Source organism: Oculatella sp. LEGE 06141 (genome assembly GCF_015207605.1).
Lineage (GTDB): Bacteria > Cyanobacteriota > Cyanobacteriia > Elainellales > Elainellaceae > Oculatella.
The window spans coordinates 25,785-49,888 of record NZ_JADEWO010000040.1 but is presented as its reverse complement, the minus strand read 5'-3'; the positions used below and the strand labels follow the sequence as shown (position 1 = coordinate 49,888).

Below are 24,104 nucleotides of genomic sequence, written 5' to 3'. Positions count from 1 at the left end.
ACATTTCGGATGAACCCTACATTCTGTGAGTGAGTCCTTATGGGCAGGTTTTTTGGCATTATTCCGACTCCTCCACCGCTGCAAGCCAAGTCTCGTGTGAATGACCTGAAGGCTCGGCTGGATTGGGGTGAACCTGCTTTAACGATTATTGATACCCGCGATCGCACCCAGTTTAATGCCAGCCACATCATGGGAGCGTTATCCATGCCGCTCGATGAACTGGTCGATCGCGCCACACGCAGTCTCGCATGCCACCGAGATTTGTATGTGTATGGGGAAACAGATGAAGAGACAGCCGTTGCCGCCGCTAAACTGCGTCAGGCTGGTTATTCAAACGTGGCGGAATTGAGAGGCGGTGTAGCGGCCTGGAAAGCGATGGGGTACCCGGTAGAGTCGATTAGTAAGAACCGAGCCGCCTAACTGCCGTTGAGAGGAATCAACTCCGGTTTACCATGTTTACGGCCTTCTGGCGGTCTAGAGGATAGTCTGAGGGCGATTTATATGACCTCGATACCGCAGCTTCATCGCTAATCACCCTATAGTTGATGAAGAACGAAGTCAGACGTCATAGGAGATGGTCATGTTTGGTTTAGGGTGGCCTGAGGTTGGATTGATTGCGATCGCAGCAATTTTGGTATTTGGTCCTAAAAAAATTCCTGAATTAGGGAGCGCTTTAGGTAAAACGCTGCGCGGCTTTAAGGAAGAGATGAACAAACCCGAGGATGACGACGAAGAGTTCGATCGCGAGTAGCAGTGTGGGCGCTTTACCTGAACGAAACTATCGGCTGCCATTAATGCCATTCAATAGCGAAAGGGGCGTAGGTTATACGCCCCTTTCTATTACTATTATTTAGCCGTTTAGCGTCCTATCGTTGCCCTAGCTGCCGGATGGGACATAGCTTTCCGACTCTGAGCCAATCCCCTGGAACCCATTGGTATCCTTGCTTGAGCCAGCACCATTGGTTGAATACGCCGACTGAGGCGACGGGGTAGTAATGGTCGGCTCGATGACTGGACGACGTGCGTCAATCATCTGAATTGCCCGCTGAACGCTCTCTGGCAAAATAACCACCAAACTGCCCTCAGGGGCTTGATCCAATGCGGTATTTACTGCCTCTGTTTCGTTCAAGATCGTTGTGTGGGGAATATCGACTTGAGCCTGCTCAATTCCTTGCAAAATCAACTGAGCGGCTTCTCCGCGTGGCCGACCACGGGTGTCGTCGTCTTCTTTGATGATGATGCGATCGAACATCTTCACCGACAGTTGACCCAGTGTCACGAAGTCTTCATCACGGCGATCGCCAGGGCCACCCACCACACCAATGCGTTCCCCTTGCCAGTTACGAACAAAGCCGCCCAACGCTTCATAGCTGTGGGGATTATGGGCATAGTCTACCAGCGCGTGGAATTTGCCTAGATTAACCAAATTCATCCGACCGGGGGTTTGGTTAATGGATGCCTGGAAGGTGATCAGCGCCGCTCGAATTTCTTCAATCGACAGCCCTTGAGCAAAAGCGGCCAAACTGGCGGCCAGCGCATTAGCAATCATAAACGGAGCTTTGCCGCCCATCGTCAGCGGCACATGAACCGCCTGTTCAATTCGCAGCGTCCAATCGCCCTTCAAAATAGACAGATAGCCGTTCTCGTAGACGGCAGCCAAACCGCCCTGTTGGGTATGGGACTTCACGAGTTCGTTCTCTGGATGCATACTGAAATAGGCGATCTGAGCTTTCACTCGCTTCGCCATTGCTGCTACCAGCGGATCGTCTGCATTAAGAACCGCATAGCCATCGGGTCGAGCCGTCTCAACCACCACACTCTTTAGATGGGCTAAGTCTTCAACGGTGTTGATGTCGCCGATGCCCAGGTGGTCAGCCGCGACATTTAGCACAATGCCGATATCGCATTCGCCAAAGCCCAGCCCCGATCGCAAAATGCCGCCTCTGGCCGTTTCGAGTACCGCCACTTCTACCGTTGGATCTTGCAGAATCACCTGGGCACTTTGCGGCCCCGTCGTATCTCCCTGTTCCACCAGGTAATCGCCAATGTAAATGCCGTCTGTGGTGGTATAGCCTACCGTTTGGTCTTGCTGCTTAAAGATGTGCGCCAGCAGCCGTGTGGTCGTGGTTTTGCCGTTGGTGCCTGTAACCGACAGAATTGGGATGCGGGAGGCGCTGCCGGGGGGAAAGAGCATATCGATCACCGGCTCGGCCACATTTCGCGGTAAACCCTGGCTGGGGCAGAAGTGCATCCGGAAACCGGGAGCCGCATTTACTTCGACAATCACACCGTCGGTTTCGCGCAGCGGACGGGAAATATCGGCGGTAACGATGTCAATTCCGGCAATATCTAGCCCAATGGTTTTGGCAGCTCGTTGGGCAATCCAGATGTTTTCAGGGTGAATATCGTCGGTGCGATCGATCGCAATACCGCCTGTGCTGAGGTTGGCTGTTGCTCTTAAATAACAGACCTCACCGTCTGGTAAGACCGTTTCCAGGGTATACCCTTGCCGATCGAGCAACTGCCAGGAAGTGCGATCGACCTCAATGCGGGTGAGAATATTGTCGTGTCCTTCACCCCGGCGCGGGTCGCGGTTGGTTTCCTCAACCAGTTCCGCAATACTTGAGTATCCGTTCCCTACCACATGGGCTGGAACCCGTTCTGCCACCGCTACCACTTTGCCATTCACCACCAGAACCCGATGGTCTTGCCCGGTGTAATAGCGTTCAACAATCACCCCTTTTGAGATTTCTTTTGCGGCATCATAGGCTTCTTCAGCCGTTTTCCAGGAGTCGATGTTGATAGTAATGCCCCGACCGTGATTACCATCCAGAGGTTTAATCACAACCGGGAAACCGCCTACTTCTTCGATCGCCGCCTCCAGTTCGTCAAAGTAGTAAACAACGGTTCCTCTCGGCACTGGAACCCCTGCATCCCGCAACACTCGCTTGGTTCCTTCTTTATCGGAGGCCAGTTCTACCCCTAGAATGCCGGTGAAGTTGCTTAACGTGGCCTGAATGCGCTTTTGATGAACCCCATGCCCCAGTTGAATCATGGCTCTAGCGCTGAGCGGCAGCCAGGGAATGCCCCGCGCTTCTGCTTCTTGCACAATGCATTCCGTACTGGGGCCAAGAGCCGCCTGTGCCCCCATCGCCTTGAGATCAATCAGGTCTTGCTCTAGTTCAGACAGAGGGTAATGTCCGGTATCAATGATGCTTTGGCAGAGACGAACGGCAGCCCTGGCGGCATAGCGTCCCGCCTGTTCGTCTATGTACTCAATCACAACCTGATACGTTCCTGGCGTTGTGGTTTCTCGCGTCCGGCCAAAGCCAACAGGCATCCCGGCCAGGGTTTGTAGCTCCAACGCGACATGCTCAACAACATGCCCCATCATGGTGCCTTCACGCACGCGGCTCAAAAACCCACCCCGGCACCCTGGGGAGCAAAAATGGTCAATCAGGCTGGGTAGTGCTTCAACCAATCCTTCATAGAAATCGGGGATCTGGTTGCTGGGCTGTTCAGCCAGCCTTTCTAGATCCAGACGCATGAGGATAAGCTTTTGGTGTCGAATGCTCCAGTAGTTTGGACCACGCAGTGTTTGAGTTTTAAGGATTTTCATAACGCTAAGCAAGACTCATTCGGGGTGTAAGCGGCGGCAGCAATAATCTAGTCTCGGTCGTAAGAAAACTTCTAAACCGTTCACAGAGAACACTTCTTCCAGGGGATTAACAACTCAAGCCATGAATTCTGGCTAGTTGACACCCTACATCAGGAGACACAGAAATCCTTCCACTGGGAAAACGTTGCCGCCAACCCGTGGACAAGATAGAAACGATTACAGAAGCATTATGCTCTGGGTGCAACGTTGGTATGGATGCCGGACACAATGCAAATGACCACTACTCCTCACAAGGTGATGCTATTCGTCAAAAAAGCGCTTCTTTCTGGATCTAGAAGCCCGCACACAGACGCTTCTTAAGCATAGAGCCGGAATTCATTTAAGAATGATGCAAAGGGGACAAAACTAATCGTTTGTTGATGTTGTAGCGATCGCCCTGGCTCAGGATATGAACCCGCAGGTTGTGGATACTGAGGGGATCTCCAGGGCTAACATCGGCTTGATTGGTGTAAAACACATGGTCGGCATCAACGATGGTGACGGTGCCTTTGCCAATCACCTGAAACACGCCGTCGCTTTCAAACAAAGCGCAGGTATCTTCATCGATTCCAATGCCGAGTTTATCGGGACAGGTGGCGATCGCGCTCATCAAGCGAGCCATGCGGTTGCGGTTATGAAAATGCTGATCGACAATCACTTCTGGAATAATGCCTAGCCCGGTGGACAAATCTACCAGCGAACGGTTAGGCGACTCCCCACTACCGCCACCTGCAATCATTTGGTGCCCCATTACGGCAGCACCCGCACTGGTTCCAGCCAGGGTAATTTCTCCCAGTTGGGCACGCATCCGTACCCGCTCCATAATCGAGGTGTTTGCGAGCAAATCGCACAAGCGCAACTGGTCGCCGCCCGTCATAAAGACACCCGTGCAATCGTCCAGAAACGTTTGCCAAACAGGGTTATCGCTCTGCTCTCGTTCTCGCACGTCGATAACCTCGATCGACTTTGCGCCCATTTCTTCAAAAATGTTGTGGTATCGGGTACCAATCGCATCCGGTTCACGAGACGCACAGGGGATGATGCCGATCCGAGCATCGGTTCCTCCAGCACGTTCAAAGAAAGTGGACAAGATTTGCCGTCCGTGAACCTTATCTTCGGCACCGCCGATTACCAGTACTGCGGTTCTCTTGAGCTGAGGCATCCTTTGCAGAAATTCAGGTTTGAGTTGCAGCGTCATAGCGCTCCTGGACTAGAAATCAAGCCAAACTGCCCCAGCAGCCTAGCGAGGACGTGGTCTTTCAGTTGAGCGACCCACTAACGGCAGTCTCATGGGTCGAGAAAGTCACATGCTATGGAGCAGCACTATTAACGACCGAAACCCGGTTGGGCGATCGCTCGTATTGAATTAGTATCTCACTTCGTAAACATTTCTGCACATTCTGCTGACGTATGAGTCAGGGTTTCCACACAGCCTGTATTTGGCTGAGCCTGTAGAACGTTTTGCAGTGCCGATTCACCTCAGGCTAGCTAGCTAAGCAAGCTGGCTAGAAAACGGTTGAGGGATGAATTCATCCGGTTCACCTGCGGCATCCAGGGTTTGCCAAACGGCTTGTAAGAGCTGATCCAGGCCGATTCCAGCCACCGCCGAGATGATGAACACGGGAGCCTGACTCAACTGGTGGAGCTGTTGAGCGATGTCTGCGATCGCCTCGGTGTCTGCGATCGCGTCTACTTTGTTTAGCCCCAAAATTTGCGGACGGTTGGCTAAGCCTCGACCATAGGCTTCTAGCTCAGTCTGGATGGTTTGATAATCTGCCACTGGATCGTCAACCGTTGCATCAACCAGGTGCAGCAACAGCCGGGTTCGTTCAATATGGCGCAGGAAATCGTGACCTAACCCCGCTCCCAGATGGGCACCTGCAATAAGTCCAGGAATATCGGCAAACACCGTTCCATCGCCAGTAGGTTTCCGCACAACACCCAGGTTGGGAATCAGGGTTGTAAAGGGATAGTCGGCTACTTTGGGTCGAGCCGCAGAGAGAGCTGAAATCAACGTCGATTTGCCAGCATTCGGCAGCCCAATAATGCCAACTTCTGCCAGCAGCTTTAACTCCAGGCGAACCGTGCGATGTTCTCCAGGCAAGCCAGGTAAGGCATGTTCGGGGGCGCGATTGCGGTTGCTCAAAAAATGCTTGTTGCCCAGTCCACCTTTGCCGCCCTGCGCCACTTTTAGCGTTTGCCCAGGGCTAACCAAATCGCCCAGCACTTCGCCCGTTTCGGCATCGTAAACCATCGTGCCACAGGGAACCTCAATGGTTAGATCCTGCCCTGAGGCTCCAGTCATACTTTTAGGCCCGCCCCTCTGCCCGTTGCTGGCTTTAAAGCGGCGAGCATATCTGAAGTCTAATAAGGTTTGCAGTCGGGTAACGGCAACCAGAACCACCGAGCCGCCATGTCCACCGTTGCCGCCCGCTGGCCCGCCTGCCGGAACGTACTTTTCGCGACGAAAGGCCACCATGCCATCACCGCCATCGCCCGCTTCGACTTCAATTTCTGCCTGGTCAATAAATTGCATTGCAAGAAAACAGGTGCTTCGCTCTGTCCATCATTATCTGTCCATCGTAGCGAGTCTTGACGACAAAGAGCGATTCAGCCGCAGAATGCCAGCAACGCCAATTGGATGCGAGCGGTTAACCGTGTCGATTCACTTCGTCTTGCAGCCACGGGTCAACGGGTTGCCCGTCGCGCCGCGTCAGTTCGATATCGATCACCATCACCAGACCCGAACCAGGAGGGGCAGGCTTTTGGTGAAAGGTGATGTCGTAGGCTGCGGGATCTTCATTACGCTCCCGCAGCCAGTCTTGAACTTTGGTAGTTGCAAAAAAGGATTGTCCCTGCTCAAACATCCGGGTGATTTGCATTTGCAGGGTGAAAGGGTCAAGTCGAGCCATAGCTGCGGTGAGGTAGATTGTCTGCTATTGACCCTACAATCTTAGCGGTTGCAGCGTGCCCTTTGGGATTGCCCCTTAGCGTTGACGGTGGGCAGGAGGTATCGCTTGCTGATGGTATTCAGGCCGTACGTTGAACCCAATTTTTAAGGATGGGTGAGAGTTTTAAGGATTGGTAGAGGTGCCCTGCTGCAACCGGATCAGTTCGTCTTGAATTTGGGTAGCCAATTCAGGACTGGATTGCAGGTTGGTTGTAATGGTGTTGAAGCGGGTGATGGTTAACGCGTTGCCTTCAACAATGCCAATGGCTTGATTGCAGTATTGGACGGCAATTCGGCGGATATCTCGCCCCAGGCTCGTCAGGCTATCGGGTCGATGGCAGGCGATCGCTGGCACCTGGTTAGAGCCGCTAATCCGCTTAATCTCGTCATAGGCCGTTTGGCGAATGGGTTCGATCGCCAGCACGGAACGAGCGTAGTTTCGCACCTCTTCCGTGGTAATCGCTACGGTCTGAGCAGAGGCAGTATCGCTGAAAACCAGTGTAGACGCTTGCGGTTGCAGGGTGGGTACCCCTCCAAACAGCAAGCCTGCCACTGACAAAATCCCAATCGTGAAGGAACGGGGTAAACCAGAAGGGGTGCCAGTTGGAAACAGGGAATTGAAACGCAGTCTGATCATAGGGTTGATGTTACAGGTCAGAAATCGACATTAGTGTCCGCAATTGATTTGAATTATTTTAAGTGAGGGAAGTTCCAGGTCAAGGCATTTCCTGATACACCTGCAACTCTTTTGAAGCGTACCTTAAACCTTCACGAACTATACCTTATCTCCTGCAAAAGAGGTGACATAGCTCTAGCACTTTAGTTTGCAAAAAGCTGAATTCGTCTGCGCCTTTTTTAAGACCAAATTCTAGCTCTAGCAAAATCGACAAGGCGCGTTTGAGCTGATGCAGCGGCAGCGGTTTGACATCTTGCTGCAAAAAATAGATTTGTCTGGGGTTGTTAACCTCTGCGGCCTGGGCAATGGTGCGATCGTCCCGTTCTCCCGATTCGGTCATCAGCTTGACCCATAGCCATTTACGAAATTGCCCGACCAATACCGCCACAATTCGCAATGCTGGCTCGTTGCGGTTAAATAATTCGGCAATCAATGTCAGCGCTTTACCCGTATCGCCCTGGCGAATGGCGCTCGCCAGTTGCAGACTGTTTTGGCTATAGGCAGCCACCAGGGTAGCCACCACAGTTTCCGGTAAGGGCTGCTGTGCAGAACCAGCATAGAGCCGCAGCTTTTCCAGTTCGCTGTAGAGTTGTCGGGTGTCGTTGCCCACCGACTCAGCCAGCAGTTGAGCGGCTTCGGGCGTTAGCTTAACCCCCACTTCTTGCGCCGCTTGCCGTACTTGCTGCATCAACAGATCGGTTTTCCAGGGTGGAATGCTGGTAAATTCTTTCACTTCGGCGTGTTTTTGCAGCAGCTTGGTTGATTTCAGCCGACCGTCGGGCTTGGTGGCTGTGGTCAGCAGCAGCACGGACGTGTCTGGAATAGCGGGTAGCGTGCGTTCCAGTTCAGCGAGTGTTTCCTCTGGGCATCGCTGGCAAACGGTGGTTTCTACAATCCAAACCAGGCGGTTGCCCGTGCCAAAGGGGGGAGTCATGGCTTGGTTAAGCCCCTGTGTGAGGCCATCGGGCTGTTCGGGTGGGATTTTGTCGTAGTTAAAGCTAGCCCATTCTGCTGCTATGGTGCGATCGCGCAGGGCGATCGCTGCCCGGTTAAGCGCAAATTCATCGTCTCCCCAGTAAACGTAAATTGGCATACGGCAAGTCATTCCAGTACACAGTCTATTCTGGCGATTGGCATGGATTCGCGCGATCCATTCACAAAGCGGCAGGGGATACAGAGATATTTAGCAGGAGAGACGATGGTATGGTAAGAGCGTTTAACCTCTGATAGTCCCATACGCTGTACTCATTTTCTTGAAGAGGAACTGTCTGCTTCACGGGGCTGCTTCACGGGGATCGGTTGCAGACAACCCTTTGGGTTTAACTTCTCCGTTTTAAGGCAGAATATCGTTAGATTAAAGAAAATGCGATTTCATTGTTCTCTCAGTAAAGGCGAGGCGACCGAGATTGGATGATACCTACGAAGTTTATGTAAACCGGGTAGCTCGAATGATGCTACCAGAAGCCTATCTATCGCAGGTGCAGCACATCCAGGCTTCACCAAAGTTTAAGCGGCTTCCGAACGGTGAATTTCAGCCGGTTCCGTTTGCGGGCTATTCGGTGATTACGCCACCCTGGTGTGACGAGACTGGCAATGAAGCATTTTATGCGCGGCTGCAAACGTTGCAGCAGCAGATGTTGCAGCAGCTTCCATCGGAGTTGGTTGTGCCTGTGCCGCCCGACAGTTTTCACCTGACGCTGGCCGATTTGATCTGGGATAGCGCCTATCATCATGCGGCTGACGACGATCCAACCTTTGAACCGAAGTTGTGCGATCGCATCGCTGACAGCTTTCAGAAGTTTCAGGTGTATGCTCAATCAGAACAGCCAATTATTTGGCAAGCGTTTGGGCTAATTGTCCGCACGCGAGGCGTTGGCGTTTGCCTGGTTCCTAAGAATGAAGAATCGTACGAACGCATTTTGCAGCTTCGACGCGCTATTTACCAGAACTCGGCACTGATGGGGTTGGGAATTGAGCAGCAGTATCACTTCACGGCACATGTGACGCTGGGCTATTTCAGCGATGCTACTGCTACGGTCGATCGCGATCGGCTGGGGCAAACGTTGACTCAGATTAGCCAAAGCTGGCTCGATCCAGATGCGGAGGATCGGCAAGAGTTCCAGCTTCGGGTGAATCGAGCTGAACTGCGTAAATTTGAAGACATGACGCGCTACGATCGCGATCCTGGCTGGGCTGTGTTAGAGCTTTAACGGCTTCTTGCGCTGGCTGCCGCTCCCGCCATGAGCGGAATCAATGGACAATAGATGCCGTTATGTGAGACGCGAGGTAGCTTGCGTCTCTACCCCTATGGGGGCGTTGCCGCATCGGGGCTGTCAACGTTTTCACGCCTTGTTTCTGCCTGTTCAGTGTTGAAAGCGGTGATATCGTCCATGACTTCACTTAACCATCCAATCCTGGAACAAAGCTTTGCTGTGATTGACCAGGAAATCGGGGAGCATCACTTTACGCCATCCGAGTATGCGATCGTGCGACGGGCAATTCACAGCACGGCTGATTTTGAGTTCAAGCACTTGCTTCGCTTTAGCCCGGGGGCAATTGAGGGCGCGATCGCTGCCATTCGTCAGCAGGTGCCCATTGTGACGGATGTAACGATGGTGAAGCAGGGAATTTGCACTCTGGTCGAAAAAACGTTCCAGAACCCACTGTTATCTGCGATCGAACACGCTCCAGCTCAAGCGCCTCCAGGCCAGACCCGTACCGAATTAGGATTACTGCACTGTTGGCAAATGGCTCCAGAAGCAATCTATGTGATTGGCAATGCCCCAACGGCGTTGCTGAGGTTGTGCGATCGCCTCTCGTCCAGTTCTCTGATGCCAGCACTGGTAATTGGGGCACCCGTTGGGTTTATATCGGTGGTGGAGGCGAAAGCGGCCTTAGCGCAAAGCCCGGTTCCCCAAATTCGAGTGGAAGGGCGCAAAGGGGGGTCTGCGGCAGCGGCGGCCATCTTTAATGCGCTGCTGGTTCTGGCCTGGGACACCAAATAACTGTTAATAGGATGGTTTAGAACTATTGAATGTCTGCGATCGCCCCCCAAATCCGCAACCTTGAGGACTTGCAAGCCGATTCTGTTTCAAAGTTCCCCAAAATGGGAGTTGTAGCACCTGCGAACAAAGAAACTGCCGAAGAGACGCTTAGTTAGCATCTCTTCGGCAGCCATCATTGAAACAGTTGTTTAAACACTCCCTTTCCGGGACAAGCTAGCAGCAGTCCTGTCGGAACAGGAAGTGATTAATCTGTTGTGCAACTGGGTCTTCATGCTCAACCTTTTGGGGCATGAAGGAACCTATCGGTGATGCTAAATTTCGTCTCTTCGTCCGGCAGGAGCGGTTACATTTGGATCTCTGTAACGAGTCGGTTCCTCGGATTTGCGGAATAAGTTTGCTAAACCCAGTAAACCAATTAAGCCTAACCATCCCCAATTGTTCGAGTCGGTTCTACTCTCGGCAAAGGGCGTGGTGTCTACGGTCGGGTTCGTGGGTGATGGATCGGTTTGAGCATTAGCGGTTAGGGTAGCAGGTGCCAAGGCTACACCCAATGCTAAAATACCAGCCCCAACAAAATTGATAGTATTAGAGCGTTTTGTCATATGGTTCCTCTCTTTCGAGATCGGCTTTTAAGGGTAGTGATGTAAACAGACTGGAGAGGGTTGAAAAGCCTTCTCAAGTTTCAGTTCTCAGCCAATCGTTGACTGAAGCTGAACGGTGAATCAACGGTTTAGTAGCGAGCGCCAGGACGGCTGCTAACTTCATCGGTTTCGCGGTAGCGAACGGTTTCGTTCTTGCGAGTCAAACCAGCTAAACCAATTAGACCCAGTAACCCTAACCAGCCCCAGTCAAAGTCGCGATCGGCGGCTGTATCGGTTTGAGTAGGAGTCGTATCGGTGGTCGTTGTGCCTTCCTGAGCAGAGGCGGCGACGGGAAGAATAGCAAGTGAAAGGGCAAGCGCACCAGCACCAGCAACTTTTTGTAGGTTGAATCGTTTCATGTTAAAGTCCTCAAACTGTGTTGATGTAAACGGGATGAGCAGCTAAATCAGCGTGGCACTATGTAGCGACTCAAACGTTACGTAATTAACAGTAGTCATTTGTTGTATTGCCTAAATCAATCTTTAGCCATAGAGTTAAAAGTCGTTTAGCTATCTCTATAGAAACAGAGGCGTTTTTATCAGAAATGAGGTTAGCAATACTTCTGTTATACGCCGTTCTCAGAATTGTTATTTAGGGTTAGTTGCTTTCTCATCTAAATTGTTGAACTGCCTAATTTTTAGTGATTGTTTCTAATAAATTGGCGGACTTTAAAGCGGTTGATGAAGCAGACGTTACAGCAGTTCTCAATCGAGTAAGCCACATCGCAAAAATGGGTGTGGGGTGTGGGGTTTGAGGCGTGGTGAATGCAAATGAAAATGGCTGTAAGAACGATAGGCCAAACGGCTGCATCCCGGACGCAGGTGAAGTTTGCTCAATCAAAAAAGGCACGACAGCCGCAACTGCCATGCCTATGGTTTTGGGTGAAGACGTAGATTAAAGGATGTTATACGCGATCGCGATCGCTTACTCCGGTTCCCACCACAGGGTCACTATACCGGGTCGCATCGACCGTGTTTCGCTTGTTAAGGCCAGCCAATCCTAGCAATCCAGCCAGACCAATCAACCCGACCCATCCCCAGTTTGGGCGCTGCTCTAGTTCCTGGACACGCTGTTGCAAAGTCGCATTTTCCTGAAGCAGGGCTTCTTGCTGTTGCTGAATATCGGTTTGTTGCTGTTGCAGTAGCTCAACCTGTACTGGATCTACTGTGGGTTGAGTCGTTGTCCCAAGATCTTGACCTGGAACAGCAGGCTGTTGACTGGTGGGAGCGGTTGGGTCAATGGGCGATGGCTCCAGTGGAGTCAATGGACTCGGAGATGCAGGGTCTTCAAGAGATGGCTGGGTAGTGGGGGCGGTTGTCTCTTGGGCAACAGTGGGCAGTGTCGAGGGCACAACTGCTAAGCCAAAGGCGAGGGCACCTGCTCCAAAAACTCTCAGGAGTTTACTCATCACGAACTATCCTTTATTTGCTAATGTTTGTATTTCTGTTAATTTGAACTGCGATCGCTCGCAGCAGATAGCACCAATCCGAAGGGAACGAAATAAGTTTGAAAATCGATGCTCTCAGGTTACTGAATTCAGTTAATTTCTAAATCGTTCTCTGGCTAGAACTTAATTGGTGGGATGCCTCATGCTGAAGAGGGAGTACACCCCATCACTTGATTCGATCTGTTCAGGTAAATCTTTGACTATCCTAGTTTTTGGTAGATGTGAATAGAGTATTGACGACGATTCATGGCAGGACATAGTAAGTGGGCTAATATTAAACGCCAAAAGGCACGAGTTGATGCAGTTAAAGGAAAAACATTTGCCAGGATTTCTAGAGAAATTATTGTGGCAGCTCGCACAGGTGTTCCTGACCCGGCAGGAAACTTTCAGCTCCGAACGGCGATCGAAAAGGCAAAAGCGGCAGGTATTCCCAACGACAACATTGAGCGGGCGATCGCCAAGGGTGCAGGGACGTTTGGTTCTGGCAACGATGCCTTAGAAGCCATTCGTTACGAGGGCTATGGCCCCGGTGGGGTGGCGATCTTAATTGAAGCGCTAACCGACAACCGCAACCGCACCGCCGCCGATTTACGAGCCGCCTTCAGCAAGAATGGCGGCAATTTAGGTGAAACGGGCTGTGTAAGCTGGATGTTTGAGCAAAAGGGCGTGGCCACGGTAACGGGCGTTACCGATGAAGATGCGTTGCTAGAAGCGTCCTTAGAAGCGGGGGCAGAGTCCTATGAACTCACCGAGATGGATGACCAAATGGGAGCAGACGTATTTTGTGCGGTCAGCGATTTAGAACCGCTCAGCCAGGCTCTGCAAGACAAGGGCTACAGCGTACAGCACGCTGAACTGCGCTGGATTCCGGGAAACAGCCTGGATGTATCGGATGCCGAGCAGGCGCGATCGCTGCTGAAGTTGATGGATGCGCTGGAGGATTTAGACGATGTACAAACGGTAACGGCGAATTTTGAGATGTCGGACGAGCTGATGGCGGTCAGCATGGTGTGAGGTTGGCGCAAGTCTGGCATCGCCCCACCCCCATAACCTATCCAAACAAAAAATCCCCAGCCGAGGCCAGGGATTTGAATCAGGGTGCATCTACCATACACTTCTACTGATTTGCCATATCTCATCCGGAATATTTCTGCGGAATGTTGGGCAGATTTTTTTAACCTCGGCTTGCTCCTGCCAAAACAGGCATTCAGGCGTTGCCAACTTGAAGGCGTGCCGCGATCGCGTCACAATAAAAGGGGTATAACTCCTTAACGCCCTGTTTTATTCGTTTGTAGCAATCGTGTTCAATCAGCGTTTATCGACCGATTTAGTAGCGTCATCCTGGCGATCGCAACCGGATAGGCAAAGGGATGGCGTGGTTCCAATGGCTCTTGATTACGACGTGGCGATCGTGGGCGGTGGTATTGTCGGGCTAACGTTGGCTTGCGCTCTTAAAGATGCCGGATTGCGGATTGCAGTGATTGAAGCAAAGCCGCGCAGCGCCGGGTTTCAGCGAGAACGAGCCTATGCCATTACGCTGATGTCGGGGCAGATCTTCACCGGGTTGGGGATTTGGGAACAAATATTGCCGCAGATTACAACCTTCCGCCAAATTCGGTTGGCCGAGGCCGAGTGTCCAGCCGTGGTGAATCTTAATCCTGCCGATTTAGGAACACAGGCGTTGGGCTATGTGGCCGAACACCGGGTACTGCTGCAAGCGCTTTACGATCGCCTGGAGGGGGCAACCAGTGTGGAGTGGCTATGTCCGGCAGACGTGGTGAACACGATCTACGCGGCTGACCACGCCGAGCTAACGCTGGCCGTGGCAGGAGAAGAACGGCAGGTTCGTGCCCGCCTGGTTGTGGCTGCTGATGGGGCGCGATCGCAAATTCGCCAGCGGGCTGGCATTGGTACCCACGGCTGGCAATATTGGCAGTCGTGCATTACGGCAGTGATTCGGCCTGAACAGCCGCATGGCAACATTGCCCGAGAACATTTTTGGGCGAGTGGCCCCTTTGCCACCCTGCCGTTACCCGGCAACCGCTGCCAGATTGTGATGACGGCACCCCATGCGGAGGCAAAGGCGTGGATGAAGGTGGATGAAGCCGATTTTCTGGCAGAGCTAAATCGGCGGTATGCGGGGCAACTTGGCAAACTGGAACTGGTGGGCGATCGCTTCCTGTTCCAGGTTCAGCTCATGCACAGCAATCGCTATATTCGTTCGCGGCTGGCGCTGGTGGGCGATGCCGCCCATTGCTGCCATCCGGTCGGTGGACAAGGCATGAATTTGGGTATTCGTGATGCGGCAGCACTCGCCCAGGTGATTCAAACCGCATTGAAGCAGGGTGAAGATGTAGGCAGCTTGCGAGTGCTGAAGCGCTACGAACGCTGGCGACGCTGGGAAAATTTCACCATTTTAGGGTTTACTGACCTGCTCGATCGCGCCTTTTCCAACCACTGGTTGCCGCTGCTGATGGCACGGCGACTGAGTTTGCGCCTGATGCGATCGCTGTCTCCGTTACGGTTCCTTGCGCTCAAGCTCATGACCGGATTGAGCGGACGCTATCCAGAACTGGCGCAGCGGTAAGCCAATAGAGATTGAACCCATGCTCCTATCCCAGCCGTTAACGTTCGTGTCGTATCTGGCACCTAACTGGTTCTGGTTTTATGAAGCGATCGCCGCGGCGTTAGGGCGAGTGCTAACCATAGAACCGCGCATCACCCAAAGCCCGTTTGATCCGCTACACGACCCGCAATTGCAGCACGACCAGTTAGATGTGGCTTTCATTTGTGGGCTGCCGTTCGTTCGCTATCATCGCCAGTTTCCAGGTCAGTTAGCGGTGCTGGCGGCTCCAGTGATGCGATCACCCCGTTATCAGAGCCGTCCAGTTTATTTTGCGGATGTTGTTGTTAGTGCCGCTAGCCGTTTTCGGGCGTTTGACGATCTGGCTCACACCACCTTTTGTTTCAACGATCCTGGTTCAAACAGCGGCTACAATTTGATGCGCCAGCGGTTGATGCAAGCTAAAGTACCGCCTCAGTTCTTGGGGCGTGCGGTGCAATCTGGTTCTCATCAACAGTCGATTCGCTGGGTGAGGGACGGACGCGCCGATTGTGCCACGATCGACAGCACGGTGTTAGAACGAGAATTCCAGCAGTTTCCAGATTTGCTGAACCAGGTGCGAGTCATTGATGCGATCGGCCCCTGCCCCATGCCGCCCATAGTGGCATCGAAACGGTTTGGCTCAACGGTGATTCAACAGATGCGCTCTGCCCTGCTGCACCCCGATGCCGAACTGCAAGCGGCCATGGATCAAGCCGATGTGCAGCGCTATGCTGCGGTAGACATGGCAGACTATGAGGCGATTGGGCGTGCTTATGATGAAGCGATCGCCGCAGGTTATGCCACCATTGGCGCTGAAGCGGTGCCGTCTGGCGGTTAAATTCCGGCTCCGTCTAAGAAGTCTTCAATCAGGTGATCCGATCGCTCTCTAGTGGCTTGAATTGGTGCCGCGTCTCCATTGCGAACAGTTGGATGGAGTTGAGCTTTCAACTGGTTGGTTTGAATTTCGAGCGACTTAACCCGCTCGAACAAAATGCTGATGACTTGCGCTTCCAGGTCGGGCAACAGTTCGTCGGTGGGCAACTGACCCGCATCTCGTTTTTGATACATCACGCGACCAGGAATGCCAACCACAATGCTGTTATCAGGAGCGTCGCGCAGCACAACTGAGCCTGCCCCAATGCGAACATTGTTACCCACTTGAATATTGCCAAGAATTTTGGCTCCGGCTTCAACAACGACATTTTTACCCAGTGTTGGGTGACGTTTTCCCGTTTCTTTGCCAGTGCCGCCCAATGTGACGCCTTGAAAGATCAACGTGCCATCCCCCACGATCGCCGTTTCCCCAATGACCACACCAAAACCATGATCAATAAACACGCCGTTGCCGATTGTCGCTCCTGGATGAATTTCAATTCCGGTGAAAAACCGACCAAAATGGGAAATTAACCGAGGAATAAAAGGAACACCTCGACCATGCAACCAATGGGCACCACGGTGAATCCACAGGGCATGCAAACCAGGATAGAGGAATAGTTCCAACCCGTTGCGGGCGGCTGGATCTTTATCACGAATAGCGTGTAAGTCAGTCCGCAATAGCTGTACCAAAGAGGCTGGTGGCGGATTGGTAACTGGAGCAGACGTTGTATTGGCGCTCCGTTCAGTTGGCTGGGTAGAACCTATGCGCGGTAGTTGAGAATTAGACATTGAACTAAACCCTACTGTTGAATCAGAATTAGCAATACCAGCCGTCACCGTCTACATTGGGCTTACCTTTTACGGTCAGGTTCAGCGCTTTTAGATACTCCAAGCCGTTGTGGATTTGTCGAATGGTGCCTGTCCACTCCAGATCGAAATAGCCCGATGTGTCCAAATTGCGGCCTAGCATCGCTTCGGTGATGTTGACCCTTAGCCCGGAGGTGGCAATGAGCTGAGAGAGGATAGGCTGGTGCTGGCACTGTTGAGGGAGGTAAACGCGAAGCCGCAGGTGAGTAACGCTGCTGTTGGGAACAGCCGCAATTAAACGTAAGGGTGGGCGATCGCGACGAGAGTGGCTCAGTGCTGGCATAGCCGTTTACCCCATGCAATAGGCAAATACATGACCGAGTGGAACGTTCAACGGCTCATTAGCGTTTAAACCAGGGTTGGGCTAAAGCAACGGAGGTGACAGAGTGAGCGGGCGATCGCCCATCATTGATTTCCTCTGCAACGGCTTGTAAGTCAAGCCATTGAGTGATGGATTCATTGGCGTTGCGATGATGAAAAGACGCTCTGGGTTGAAACCAGGATTCAGCATCAATGGATTCGAGTTCAATTTGGTTGCGCCACATAATCAATTCCTCCAGGACGATTGGTTAACGGTCATCAGTTGGTTCGTTGGGCTGAACGGCGGCTGTGTACTGCTCCAGTTCTGGCGTAGCGGGACAACCTGATTGTCTCAGATCGAGCCGTTCTGGAATCGTTCTTTGCCCTACCATTCGGGCGGCTTACGGTTGCAAATCAGCAATTAGCTGAACTGTTTGGCCGAAAGTGGAGAGGACAAGACATTGGTATGAATAGTTACGAATAAAAATCGGGCTGGGGAAATTGATGATTCAACGCCCACTCGCCAATACTGCGAAGCTTGTAATCTACCGGATCGTGCAAGGTAAACGTCCGCAAATTGCGCCAGTAGCGATCGAACCCATGTTTGGCAGAAGTGGCTCTGGCTCCCATCACATCAAACATGCGGTTGGCAATGTCTAGCCCCACCCGTGTTGCCGCTACTTTGGCAGTGGCAATGGCGATCGCACATTCGCCCCGCTGCTCGGCAGTGAGATCCCACTCTTGTTCCCAGGCTGCTTGCAGCAGTTCTCCGGCGCGATCGGCCAAACAGGTGGCTCCGTTCAAATCCACCCACATCTCGCCGTAGTGATGCAGAATGTAGGGGTCTTCACCTACCTGCTTCACGCCAGCGGTAAGCCAGGGGCGAGTAGCGGTGTTGGTGTAGTCTCTGGCGGCAGCAAAGGCTCCCTGAGCAATGCCTAAGTAGATATTGGTGAAGGTGATCTGCGTTAAACAGGAGCGAATGGTGCGGAAGGGTTCTTTCCCCTGCCCTGCAATACCCAATAGTTCCTCTGGATGAACCACAACATTGTTAAACGTGACGCTGCCGCTATCGGTTTGCCGTTGTCCCATGTTGTCCCAATCATCATTGACGGTAATGCCGTCTCGCTGGGTGGGAATAGCAAGGATTGCCAACTTAGAGGTTTCCGGCTCCACCGCTGTGATCGGCATGATATCTGAACCTTTGGAACCCGAACAAAAGCTTTTGATGCCGTTAAGCCGGAAGCGATCGCCCTCTGGAGTCAGGGTTGCCCGTACATCTCGCGGGTTGAGCGCGTTGCACCAAAACCAGCCCTGCTTCACCGTTTCAGAGTAATACCAATCTTTCTGCTCGGTTGAGCCAAACAAGTGTGGTACCACCACGCCTAAATGGTGGTATGAAAACACATGGGCGATCGAGCTATCCACCCTGGCAAACTCGCGTACAATCTTCAGCGTCGTTGCCCAGCTTTCACCTAAACCACCATAGGCTTGCGGAATAATCAGATTCAGCAAACCGCTTTGCCGCAGGCGATCGCGTTCATGGTATGGTGTGCCGCCTTTAGCATCGCGTTCGACAGCGGTTTCTGCAAACTCTGCCGTTAAGGAATTGACCAGAGCTGTGTAGTCGTCGGTTGCACGCTTCGCTAGTAATTGCATGGCAGACTCAAATGAAGGAATCAGGTTCTAATAGTAGGTTGCAACGGCGTTTACAACTGTCGCATCTCGCGCTGAAGCACGACTCGGTTGAGCTATCCTTACGTTTCAAACCTACCTTTCAAAACTACGGTAAATCGGTAGAGATTTAGTACTTTTTGAAGAATATCACACAGTCGCTTCAAAAGAGCAAGTCTTGGCGGTTGGTTTAAAAGTCTCTCATCCGGTAGCCGCTGCTGTTCGCGCTCTTAACGCCCCCTAAAATAACCCGTTCACTGCCCTGGATCTGGGTTCAGGCTCTATGTATCGCTGTAGCTGTAGCGTCGTTCAAAGTAACGTTGCAAAATATCCAGCAGGGTGGTTAATGCCCAATAAATAGCGGCAGCTTCCAACAGAATAGGTAATACAACCGCAGAGGCTGAGCTAATCTGGTCGGCCACATTGGTTAATTCTTGTACCGTAACCACAGAAGCCAGTGACGAGGCTTTTACCACATCAATCAATGAGTTCCAGATGCTAGGAATTGCTCGTCGCCATGCCTGCGGCAAAATAACATAAATAAAGGTATGAAATGGCTTTAACCCTAATGAGCGTGCCGCTTCCCATTGCCCTTCTGATATGGAAAGGATAGCGCCTCGAAACGATTCGGCAATGTAAGCGCCAAAGTGAAGCGATAACCCAATGACGATCGCCTGAAACGGCGTAAACCGAATGATGTTAGCAAGCCCAAAATAAATGATAAAGAGCTGTACCAGTAGCGGCGTTCCCCGAAAAAACGAGACATACACGCCAGCAAACCAGGCTAAAACTCGCATCCCCGACAGAGCCAGGATGGCAACCAGCAAGCCAATGACCAGCGCCAGTGCCATTCCTAGCAGGCTAATCCAAAGAGTAGTCAGTGCCCCCTGGAGCAATAGAGGCAGTGAGCGAATGAGAAGGTCAATTACTGACATCTTCACCAAACCATTTTTCTGAGATGCTTGCCAGTGTACCGTCTTGTTTCATCTCCGTCAGTACCTGGTTCACCTCATCCCGCAATGGCTCATTCTCCTGATTGAATGCAAAGGCTGTCACTTCTTCGTTAAACGGCTCTCCAACGGCTTGAACGTTATAGTTGGCCTCTTTCAGTTCGGTGAGAACATAGAGGCGATCGTTCAATGCGGCATCCACCCGATTCTGCTGCAAATCGCTGAGAACTTGAGCAATCCCAGAGTAGTATTTCACCTCGGCTCCCGCTTCCTCTGCGGCAGCGGCATAGTTGCTTCCCTGTGTGGTGCCCACTACTTTCCCGTTGAGGTCAGCGACGCTTTGAATCTGCTTAGGATTATCGTTGCTAACAATGACTACCGCTCCAGAGACGGTATAAGGTTCCGAAAAAGCATACTGCTGCTGCCGCTCTGGCGTAACCGATACTTGATTGGCAACAAAATCAAACCGCCTGGCATCCAGCGAAGCCAGCATACTTTTCCATTGAGTGGGTACAAATTCAATGGGGCGGCCTAACCGATTCGCCACTTCCCTGGCTACATCAATGTCATACCCCGCCAATTCGTTGGTCTGCAAATCTCGAAAACTAAACGGAGGATAGGTTCCTTCTGTGCCCACCACTAAGGGTTGTCCGGCTGTATCGGTTGCGGTGTCGCTAGCGGTGGAGCCAGTGGGGTTGGAGGCACAGGCAATGAGAACCGCTGCACTGGCACACCCCAGGGCAAAGAGACGTAAAAAACGCGATCGCGTCAGTTTTTGAACCTGCTGTGTAGCGTTAGCCATTGGATACTTTGACCTTGAGTAATGTTAATAACTGGTTGGTGGCATCATTCATTGACACCAGACGGGTAAAACCGTCTGCTTCAATCTGCAATGTGCAGAACTGCTTTACCGACAAAACGGCGATCGAGCAATTTCTGTGCCCAGTCGGCTATTTCTAGCCAACTGGCTTCGGCATCAATATGAGGCTGTAACTGGCCGGCAGCCACCAAATCAGCTAACCGTTTCAGCCCGATCGCCGCCGATTCACGCTTCAACTCATGAAACAAAAGCAGACCATACAGCGTTGAGCCTGCCGTTGCATAAAATTGTGATGCGTTGAACGTGACCTCTGATCCGCCTGAGGTGCCAAATAGAACCGTGGTGCCATCTAAAGCCAACAATCCCAGCGCTGTTGCCAGCGTTGATCCGCCCACGGATTCCACAATCAGGTGAAAAGGGCCATGCGCTTTTGCGGCAGAGAGGTCGTCTCCAATCACAATGTGGTGCGCTCCTGCGGCTTTCACCAACGCCTCCTGCTCTGGCCGTCGGATGTGGGCTGTCACCTGCGCTCCTGAGAGGCGAGCTAACTGAATAGCAAAATGACCGACTCCACCAGAAGCACCTGTAATGAGCACCGGGCGACCTAAGAGCGAACCGCCTTTTGCCAAGGCGTGATAGGCGGTTAACCCGGCAACAGGCAGGGTTGCCGCTTGGGCAAACGAAACGGCAGAAGGCAGTTCAGCCAGCGAGTGAGTGGGGACGGCAACGTGTTCAGCCCATGCTCCAGAGCGAAGAAATCCTACGACTCTGGCTCCTTGCGGTGGCCCCGACCCATCAGCGGCAGATGTTTCAACCACTCCAGCCAAGTCCCAGCCCGGTCGCCATCCAGCCTCGGCTGTGGTCGATCGCCTCACTTCTCCCCGGTTGAGGGAAATCGCAGTAACTCGCACCAGAGCTTCATCTGGAGCAGGTGTGGGTTCATCTACATTCCGCAAGGCAAGCCGTCCAGAGACGTTGGGATCAACAACAACAGCACGGATGCTCATACGAAGTGCCTCATCTCAAGTTGATTGGTTTAAGTGATGCGTGCCGATAAACTACTTTAATCCTATCGGTTTACCGTATTATAATGATGAAAGGTGATACCATTCGTTACGTTTATCGCTGGTTTCCAACGCTACATTAAGGTTAAACAAAACCCTCAAAAATCATCGATTTACCGTAGTATACTCAGTGCCATTTGAGTGTCACTTGAACGGTACGCCACTCGAATGGTAGTGATATCAACGTTACAACGGTTTGACTGGTTTGATTGCCAATCCCTTTAATCCATTGAGGTGAGACCCATGCAGATTGCAAACGATGTCACGGAGCTGGTTGGTAAAACTCCATTAGTCCGCTTAAAGCGAATCCCCCAAGCGGAAGGATGTGTTGCTCAGATCGTTGTGAAGTTGGAGGGCATGAACCCGGCAGCATCGGTCAAAGATCGAATTGGTGTCAGCATGGTTCAGTCGGCTGAGGATGAAGGATTGATTCATCCAGAGCAAACCATTTTGGTGGAACCCACCTCTGGTAATACCGGAATTGCTTTGGCAATGGTAGCAGCGGCCAAGGGATATCGGCTAATTCTGACGATGCCAGACACAATGAGCCTGGAGCGTCGCGCCATGCTGCAAGCCTACGGTGCTCAGTTGGTGTTAACTCCTGGTAGCAATGGGATGAAGGGAGCAATTCGGCGGGCTGAGGAAATTGCAGCCAGCCTTCCCAATGCCTTTATGCCCCAGCAGTTTAGCAATCCGGCCAATCCTAAAATTCATCGCGAGACTACGGCTGAAGAACTGTGGGTCGATACCGACGGAGCTATTGATATTTTGATTGCAGGGGTTGGCACAGGCGGCACCATTACAGGCGTGGCAGACGTACTCAAGCAGCGCAAACCTGGCTTTAAGGCGATCGCCGTTGAACCCGTTAACAGTCATGTATTGTCTGGAGGGCAACCTGGCTCCCACAAGATTCAAGGGATCGGTGCTGGATTTGTGCCTCAAGTGTTGCAGCGTGACTTAATTGATGAGGTAATACAAGTGACCGATGACCAGGCGATCGCCTTTGGCCGTCGTCTGGCGCGAGAAGAAGGATTACTCTCTGGTATTTCGGCTGGAGCCGCGCTGGCTGCCGCGATCGAAGTGGGTAAACGTCCAGAAAACGCCGATAAGCTGATTGTGATGATTCAACCCAGCTTTGGTGAGCGTTACCTCAGCACTGTTTTGTTTAAGGATGTGCCCCCGGTTGAGTTTGTTACCCTCCCTTCGGCTGAAAAGACTCTGGCACCGACGGTGTAATGGTTGATGCTTCAGTGGTTGTAGAAGCTGTAAAACGATCATTGATACGTTTTCTCTGGAGAACCATGTGAGGAGAAAGTGTACAACTTGCTCCTTTTTTTGAACGATGTACAGCAAGAGGGGCGATCGCCCTCACCATTCAATTACTGGAATTGAATCTGCCGCAGCAATAGACTCATCATGTCGCCATTGTTGGGAGTGATGATCAGTTGATGGTTGGGAATGGCAATCAGCGGACTCCACAACCCCGCTTCCACATAATGCAAGTTATGCAACAGGTGAATCGTGTGACGAATAGCGCGAGGAGAGCCAATCAGCAGATGCTTAAGCGGGTCGCGTTCGGGGGGAAGGGCGATCGAGGGATGGCACGCTGGAGCGCTGGTGGCTCCAGGAGAATTCAGTAACAATTGCGTCATGGGTTTTCACTTCCTTGGAATAGGACAGGCCAGGAAAACCCAAAAATTTAGCCACCCCGTGCCAATGCTCATAGCAAATCGGGGTGGCTGGGAAGAGTTAAAATACTTCCTTAGCCCACCAACTGCCGTTTTCAGTTTGGCTGGGTCAGCGGCTCGGAGTTGTTGAGAGCAACTTCGGGTCGCGTTTGACTAAATTTTCGGGCGGTGCGATCGCGACTCAGTAGAGTGGCGATAAGATCTCAACCTACCGTATCTGTAAAACAGAGTCAATATCCCAAATTTTATGCTGATGAGCATCGGCAACTGTCGAGCCATCGCTCCGTTTCAGACCTCCTCACACTGCTGAAATGCCCGTAAACCTGTTGACCTGACCGTCGGGACGTGGATTTCGACTTCGCTCAATCCACTAAGCTCAATCGACTTGGCTCAATCCACTCCGCTCAATCCACTTCACCCTTACCACTACCGCAGGCTGAGCGAAGCCGAAGCCGAAGCCGAAGCCGAAGCAAGAGATGAATCAAACATTTCAGCAGCGGTTGTCAGTCAAGGCTAACAACAGTTGAGTGCCTGAAATTTTTATCCCCTCTTCAAACAATTTAATTCGACATAAGGATTGTGTGAAGATGCCTTAGCAGCTACAGCACAATAACGGTGCTGCTTTAGAATGACGAGCATTCATATAGACTGCTATCTGTCCAACTCAAGCTTCTCTGTCAAGCTGTGCGGTTCTGTGCAGTCCGGGTGTGCCGCCATTGCAGCAACCCAGGATAATTGTGCCATTCAATAATGACACTCGTTCGGTGGGTCTAAGAGGTTGTCTTAACAGTCTAGTTTGTAGCCCAACACGTGTAGGGGCTTAGCATACCCTGCGGGAAGCAATCTACGGGCAACAGTTCTGGGTCTATTACTACAAGGGCTA

At 52.1% G+C, this 24,104-nt stretch carries 27 protein-coding genes; 9 read left to right on the top strand and 18 right to left on the bottom strand.

What is annotated here, in order from left to right:
- Positions 1-39 precede the first annotated feature (39 nt).
- Complete coding sequence (locus IQ268_RS22605; protein ID WP_193883977.1) at positions 40-420, top strand: rhodanese-like domain-containing protein; 381 nt, start codon at positions 40-42, stop codon at positions 418-420.
- Positions 421-580: 160 nt separating this feature from the next.
- On the top strand, positions 581-751 hold the full coding sequence (gene tatA, locus IQ268_RS22600) for a twin-arginine translocase TatA/TatE family subunit (RefSeq protein ID WP_193883975.1): 171 nt from the start codon (positions 581-583) through the stop codon (positions 749-751).
- A 126-nt stretch (positions 752-877) separates the two neighbouring features.
- Here the strand turns inward: tatA and cphA are convergent, their stop codons facing one another.
- The 6 genes from cphA to holA form a co-directional block, all read right to left on the bottom strand.
- Positions 878-3,619 (bottom strand): cyanophycin synthetase, encoded by a 2,742-nt coding sequence (cphA, locus tag IQ268_RS22595; protein WP_193883972.1) that lies wholly within the window; start codon positions 3,617-3,619, stop codon positions 878-880.
- 379 nt (positions 3,620-3,998) lie between these two features.
- The gene (locus tag IQ268_RS22590) at positions 3,999-4,856 is read right to left on the bottom strand and encodes a cyanophycinase (protein ID WP_228035639.1); all 858 of its coding nucleotides are present in this window, start codon (positions 4,854-4,856) and stop codon (positions 3,999-4,001) included.
- Between the two features lie 294 nt (positions 4,857-5,150).
- Complete coding sequence (gene obgE, locus IQ268_RS22585) at positions 5,151-6,194, bottom strand: GTPase ObgE (RefSeq protein WP_193883970.1); 1,044 nt, start codon at positions 6,192-6,194, stop codon at positions 5,151-5,153.
- Positions 6,195-6,309: 115 nt separating this feature from the next.
- On the bottom strand, positions 6,310-6,570 hold the full coding sequence (locus tag IQ268_RS22580) for a hypothetical protein (protein ID WP_193883968.1): 261 nt from the start codon (positions 6,568-6,570) through the stop codon (positions 6,310-6,312).
- 162 nt (positions 6,571-6,732) lie between these two features.
- Positions 6,733-7,245 carry a DUF4168 domain-containing protein gene (locus IQ268_RS22575; RefSeq protein WP_193883966.1) on the bottom strand — a complete coding sequence of 171 codons (513 nt, stop codon included), beginning with the start codon at positions 7,243-7,245 and terminating at the stop codon, positions 6,733-6,735.
- Positions 7,246-7,390: 145 nt separating this feature from the next.
- Positions 7,391-8,377: a DNA polymerase III subunit delta gene (gene holA / locus IQ268_RS22570; RefSeq protein WP_193883964.1), complete on the bottom strand. Its 987-nt coding sequence runs from the start codon at positions 8,375-8,377 to the stop codon at positions 7,391-7,393.
- A 313-nt stretch (positions 8,378-8,690) separates the two neighbouring features.
- Here holA and IQ268_RS22565 point away from each other — a divergent pair, with 313 nt between their 5' ends.
- Both IQ268_RS22565 and IQ268_RS22560 read left to right on the top strand, forming a co-directional pair.
- On the top strand, positions 8,691-9,494 hold the full coding sequence (locus IQ268_RS22565; RefSeq protein WP_193883962.1) for a DUF1868 domain-containing protein: 804 nt from the start codon (positions 8,691-8,693) through the stop codon (positions 9,492-9,494).
- A 180-nt stretch (positions 9,495-9,674) separates the two neighbouring features.
- Complete coding sequence (locus tag IQ268_RS22560; RefSeq protein WP_193883960.1) at positions 9,675-10,289, top strand: cobalt-precorrin-8X methylmutase; 615 nt, start codon at positions 9,675-9,677, stop codon at positions 10,287-10,289.
- 311 nt (positions 10,290-10,600) lie between these two features.
- On the opposite strand, the gene IQ268_RS22555 is transcribed toward IQ268_RS22560, so the two are convergent.
- The 3 genes from IQ268_RS22555 to IQ268_RS22545 form a co-directional block, all read right to left on the bottom strand.
- Positions 10,601-10,891 carry a WGxxGxxG family protein gene (locus IQ268_RS22555; protein ID WP_193883958.1) on the bottom strand — a complete coding sequence of 97 codons (291 nt, stop codon included), beginning with the start codon at positions 10,889-10,891 and terminating at the stop codon, positions 10,601-10,603.
- A gap of 128 nt (positions 10,892-11,019) precedes the next feature.
- On the bottom strand, positions 11,020-11,289 hold the full coding sequence (locus IQ268_RS22550; protein WP_193883955.1) for a WGxxGxxG family protein: 270 nt from the start codon (positions 11,287-11,289) through the stop codon (positions 11,020-11,022).
- Positions 11,290-11,834: 545 nt separating this feature from the next.
- Positions 11,835-12,338 carry a hypothetical protein gene (locus IQ268_RS22545; protein ID WP_193883953.1) on the bottom strand — a complete coding sequence of 168 codons (504 nt, stop codon included), beginning with the start codon at positions 12,336-12,338 and terminating at the stop codon, positions 11,835-11,837.
- Between the two features lie 285 nt (positions 12,339-12,623).
- Between IQ268_RS22545 and IQ268_RS22540 the strand changes: the two genes are divergently transcribed.
- From IQ268_RS22540 to IQ268_RS22530, 3 genes are all read left to right on the top strand, one after another.
- Complete coding sequence (locus IQ268_RS22540; RefSeq protein WP_193883950.1) at positions 12,624-13,391, top strand: YebC/PmpR family DNA-binding transcriptional regulator; 768 nt, start codon at positions 12,624-12,626, stop codon at positions 13,389-13,391.
- Between the two features lie 370 nt (positions 13,392-13,761).
- The gene (locus IQ268_RS22535; RefSeq protein WP_193884010.1) at positions 13,762-14,964 is read left to right on the top strand and encodes an FAD-dependent hydroxylase; all 1,203 of its coding nucleotides are present in this window, start codon (positions 13,762-13,764) and stop codon (positions 14,962-14,964) included.
- Positions 14,965-14,983: 19 nt separating this feature from the next.
- Positions 14,984-15,820 carry a phosphate/phosphite/phosphonate ABC transporter substrate-binding protein gene (locus tag IQ268_RS22530; RefSeq protein ID WP_193883948.1) on the top strand — a complete coding sequence of 279 codons (837 nt, stop codon included), beginning with the start codon at positions 14,984-14,986 and terminating at the stop codon, positions 15,818-15,820.
- Here IQ268_RS22530 and cysE read toward each other — a convergent pair.
- From cysE to IQ268_RS22495, 8 genes are all read right to left on the bottom strand, one after another.
- The gene (gene cysE, locus IQ268_RS22525) at positions 15,817-16,647 is read right to left on the bottom strand and encodes a serine O-acetyltransferase (protein WP_193883946.1); all 831 of its coding nucleotides are present in this window, start codon (positions 16,645-16,647) and stop codon (positions 15,817-15,819) included. The genes IQ268_RS22530 and cysE overlap by 4 nt on opposite strands.
- Before the next feature lie 28 nt (positions 16,648-16,675).
- Complete coding sequence (locus tag IQ268_RS22520) at positions 16,676-17,008, bottom strand: NIL domain-containing protein (RefSeq protein WP_193883944.1); 333 nt, start codon at positions 17,006-17,008, stop codon at positions 16,676-16,678.
- 58 nt (positions 17,009-17,066) lie between these two features.
- A complete protein-coding gene (locus tag IQ268_RS22515; protein WP_193883942.1) occupies positions 17,067-17,270 on the bottom strand; it encodes a hypothetical protein in 204 nt (67 codons plus the stop codon).
- 24 nt (positions 17,271-17,294) lie between these two features.
- Positions 17,295-17,417, bottom strand: a complete 123-nt coding sequence (locus tag IQ268_RS33040) for a hypothetical protein (RefSeq protein ID WP_255527249.1) — start codon at positions 17,415-17,417, stop codon at positions 17,295-17,297.
- Positions 17,418-17,499: 82 nt separating this feature from the next.
- Positions 17,500-18,684, bottom strand: a complete 1,185-nt coding sequence (locus IQ268_RS22510) for an acyl-CoA dehydrogenase family protein (RefSeq protein ID WP_193883940.1) — start codon at positions 18,682-18,684, stop codon at positions 17,500-17,502.
- A 296-nt stretch (positions 18,685-18,980) separates the two neighbouring features.
- Positions 18,981-19,634, bottom strand: coding sequence for an amino acid ABC transporter permease (locus IQ268_RS22505; RefSeq protein ID WP_193883938.1), 654 nt, complete (start codon positions 19,632-19,634; stop codon positions 18,981-18,983).
- Positions 19,621-20,451, bottom strand: a complete 831-nt coding sequence (locus tag IQ268_RS22500) for a transporter substrate-binding domain-containing protein (RefSeq protein WP_193883936.1) — start codon at positions 20,449-20,451, stop codon at positions 19,621-19,623. The genes IQ268_RS22505 and IQ268_RS22500 overlap by 14 nt, the downstream gene beginning before the upstream one ends.
- An 80-nt stretch (positions 20,452-20,531) precedes the next feature.
- Positions 20,532-21,476 (bottom strand): zinc-binding dehydrogenase, encoded by a 945-nt coding sequence (locus IQ268_RS22495; protein ID WP_193883934.1) that lies wholly within the window; start codon positions 21,474-21,476, stop codon positions 20,532-20,534.
- Positions 21,477-21,776: 300 nt separating this feature from the next.
- Between IQ268_RS22495 and cysK the strand changes: the two genes are divergently transcribed.
- A complete protein-coding gene (gene cysK / locus IQ268_RS22490; RefSeq protein WP_193883932.1) occupies positions 21,777-22,769 on the top strand; it encodes a cysteine synthase A in 993 nt (330 codons plus the stop codon).
- A 143-nt stretch (positions 22,770-22,912) separates the two neighbouring features.
- Here the strand turns inward: cysK and IQ268_RS22485 are convergent, their stop codons facing one another.
- Positions 22,913-23,185, bottom strand: coding sequence for a hypothetical protein (locus tag IQ268_RS22485; protein WP_193883930.1), 273 nt, complete (start codon positions 23,183-23,185; stop codon positions 22,913-22,915).
- A gap of 421 nt (positions 23,186-23,606) precedes the next feature.
- Here IQ268_RS22485 and IQ268_RS33035 point away from each other — a divergent pair, with 421 nt between their 5' ends.
- Positions 23,607-23,738, top strand: coding sequence for a hypothetical protein (locus IQ268_RS33035; protein WP_255527248.1), 132 nt, complete (start codon positions 23,607-23,609; stop codon positions 23,736-23,738).
- Positions 23,739-24,104 lie beyond the last annotated feature (366 nt).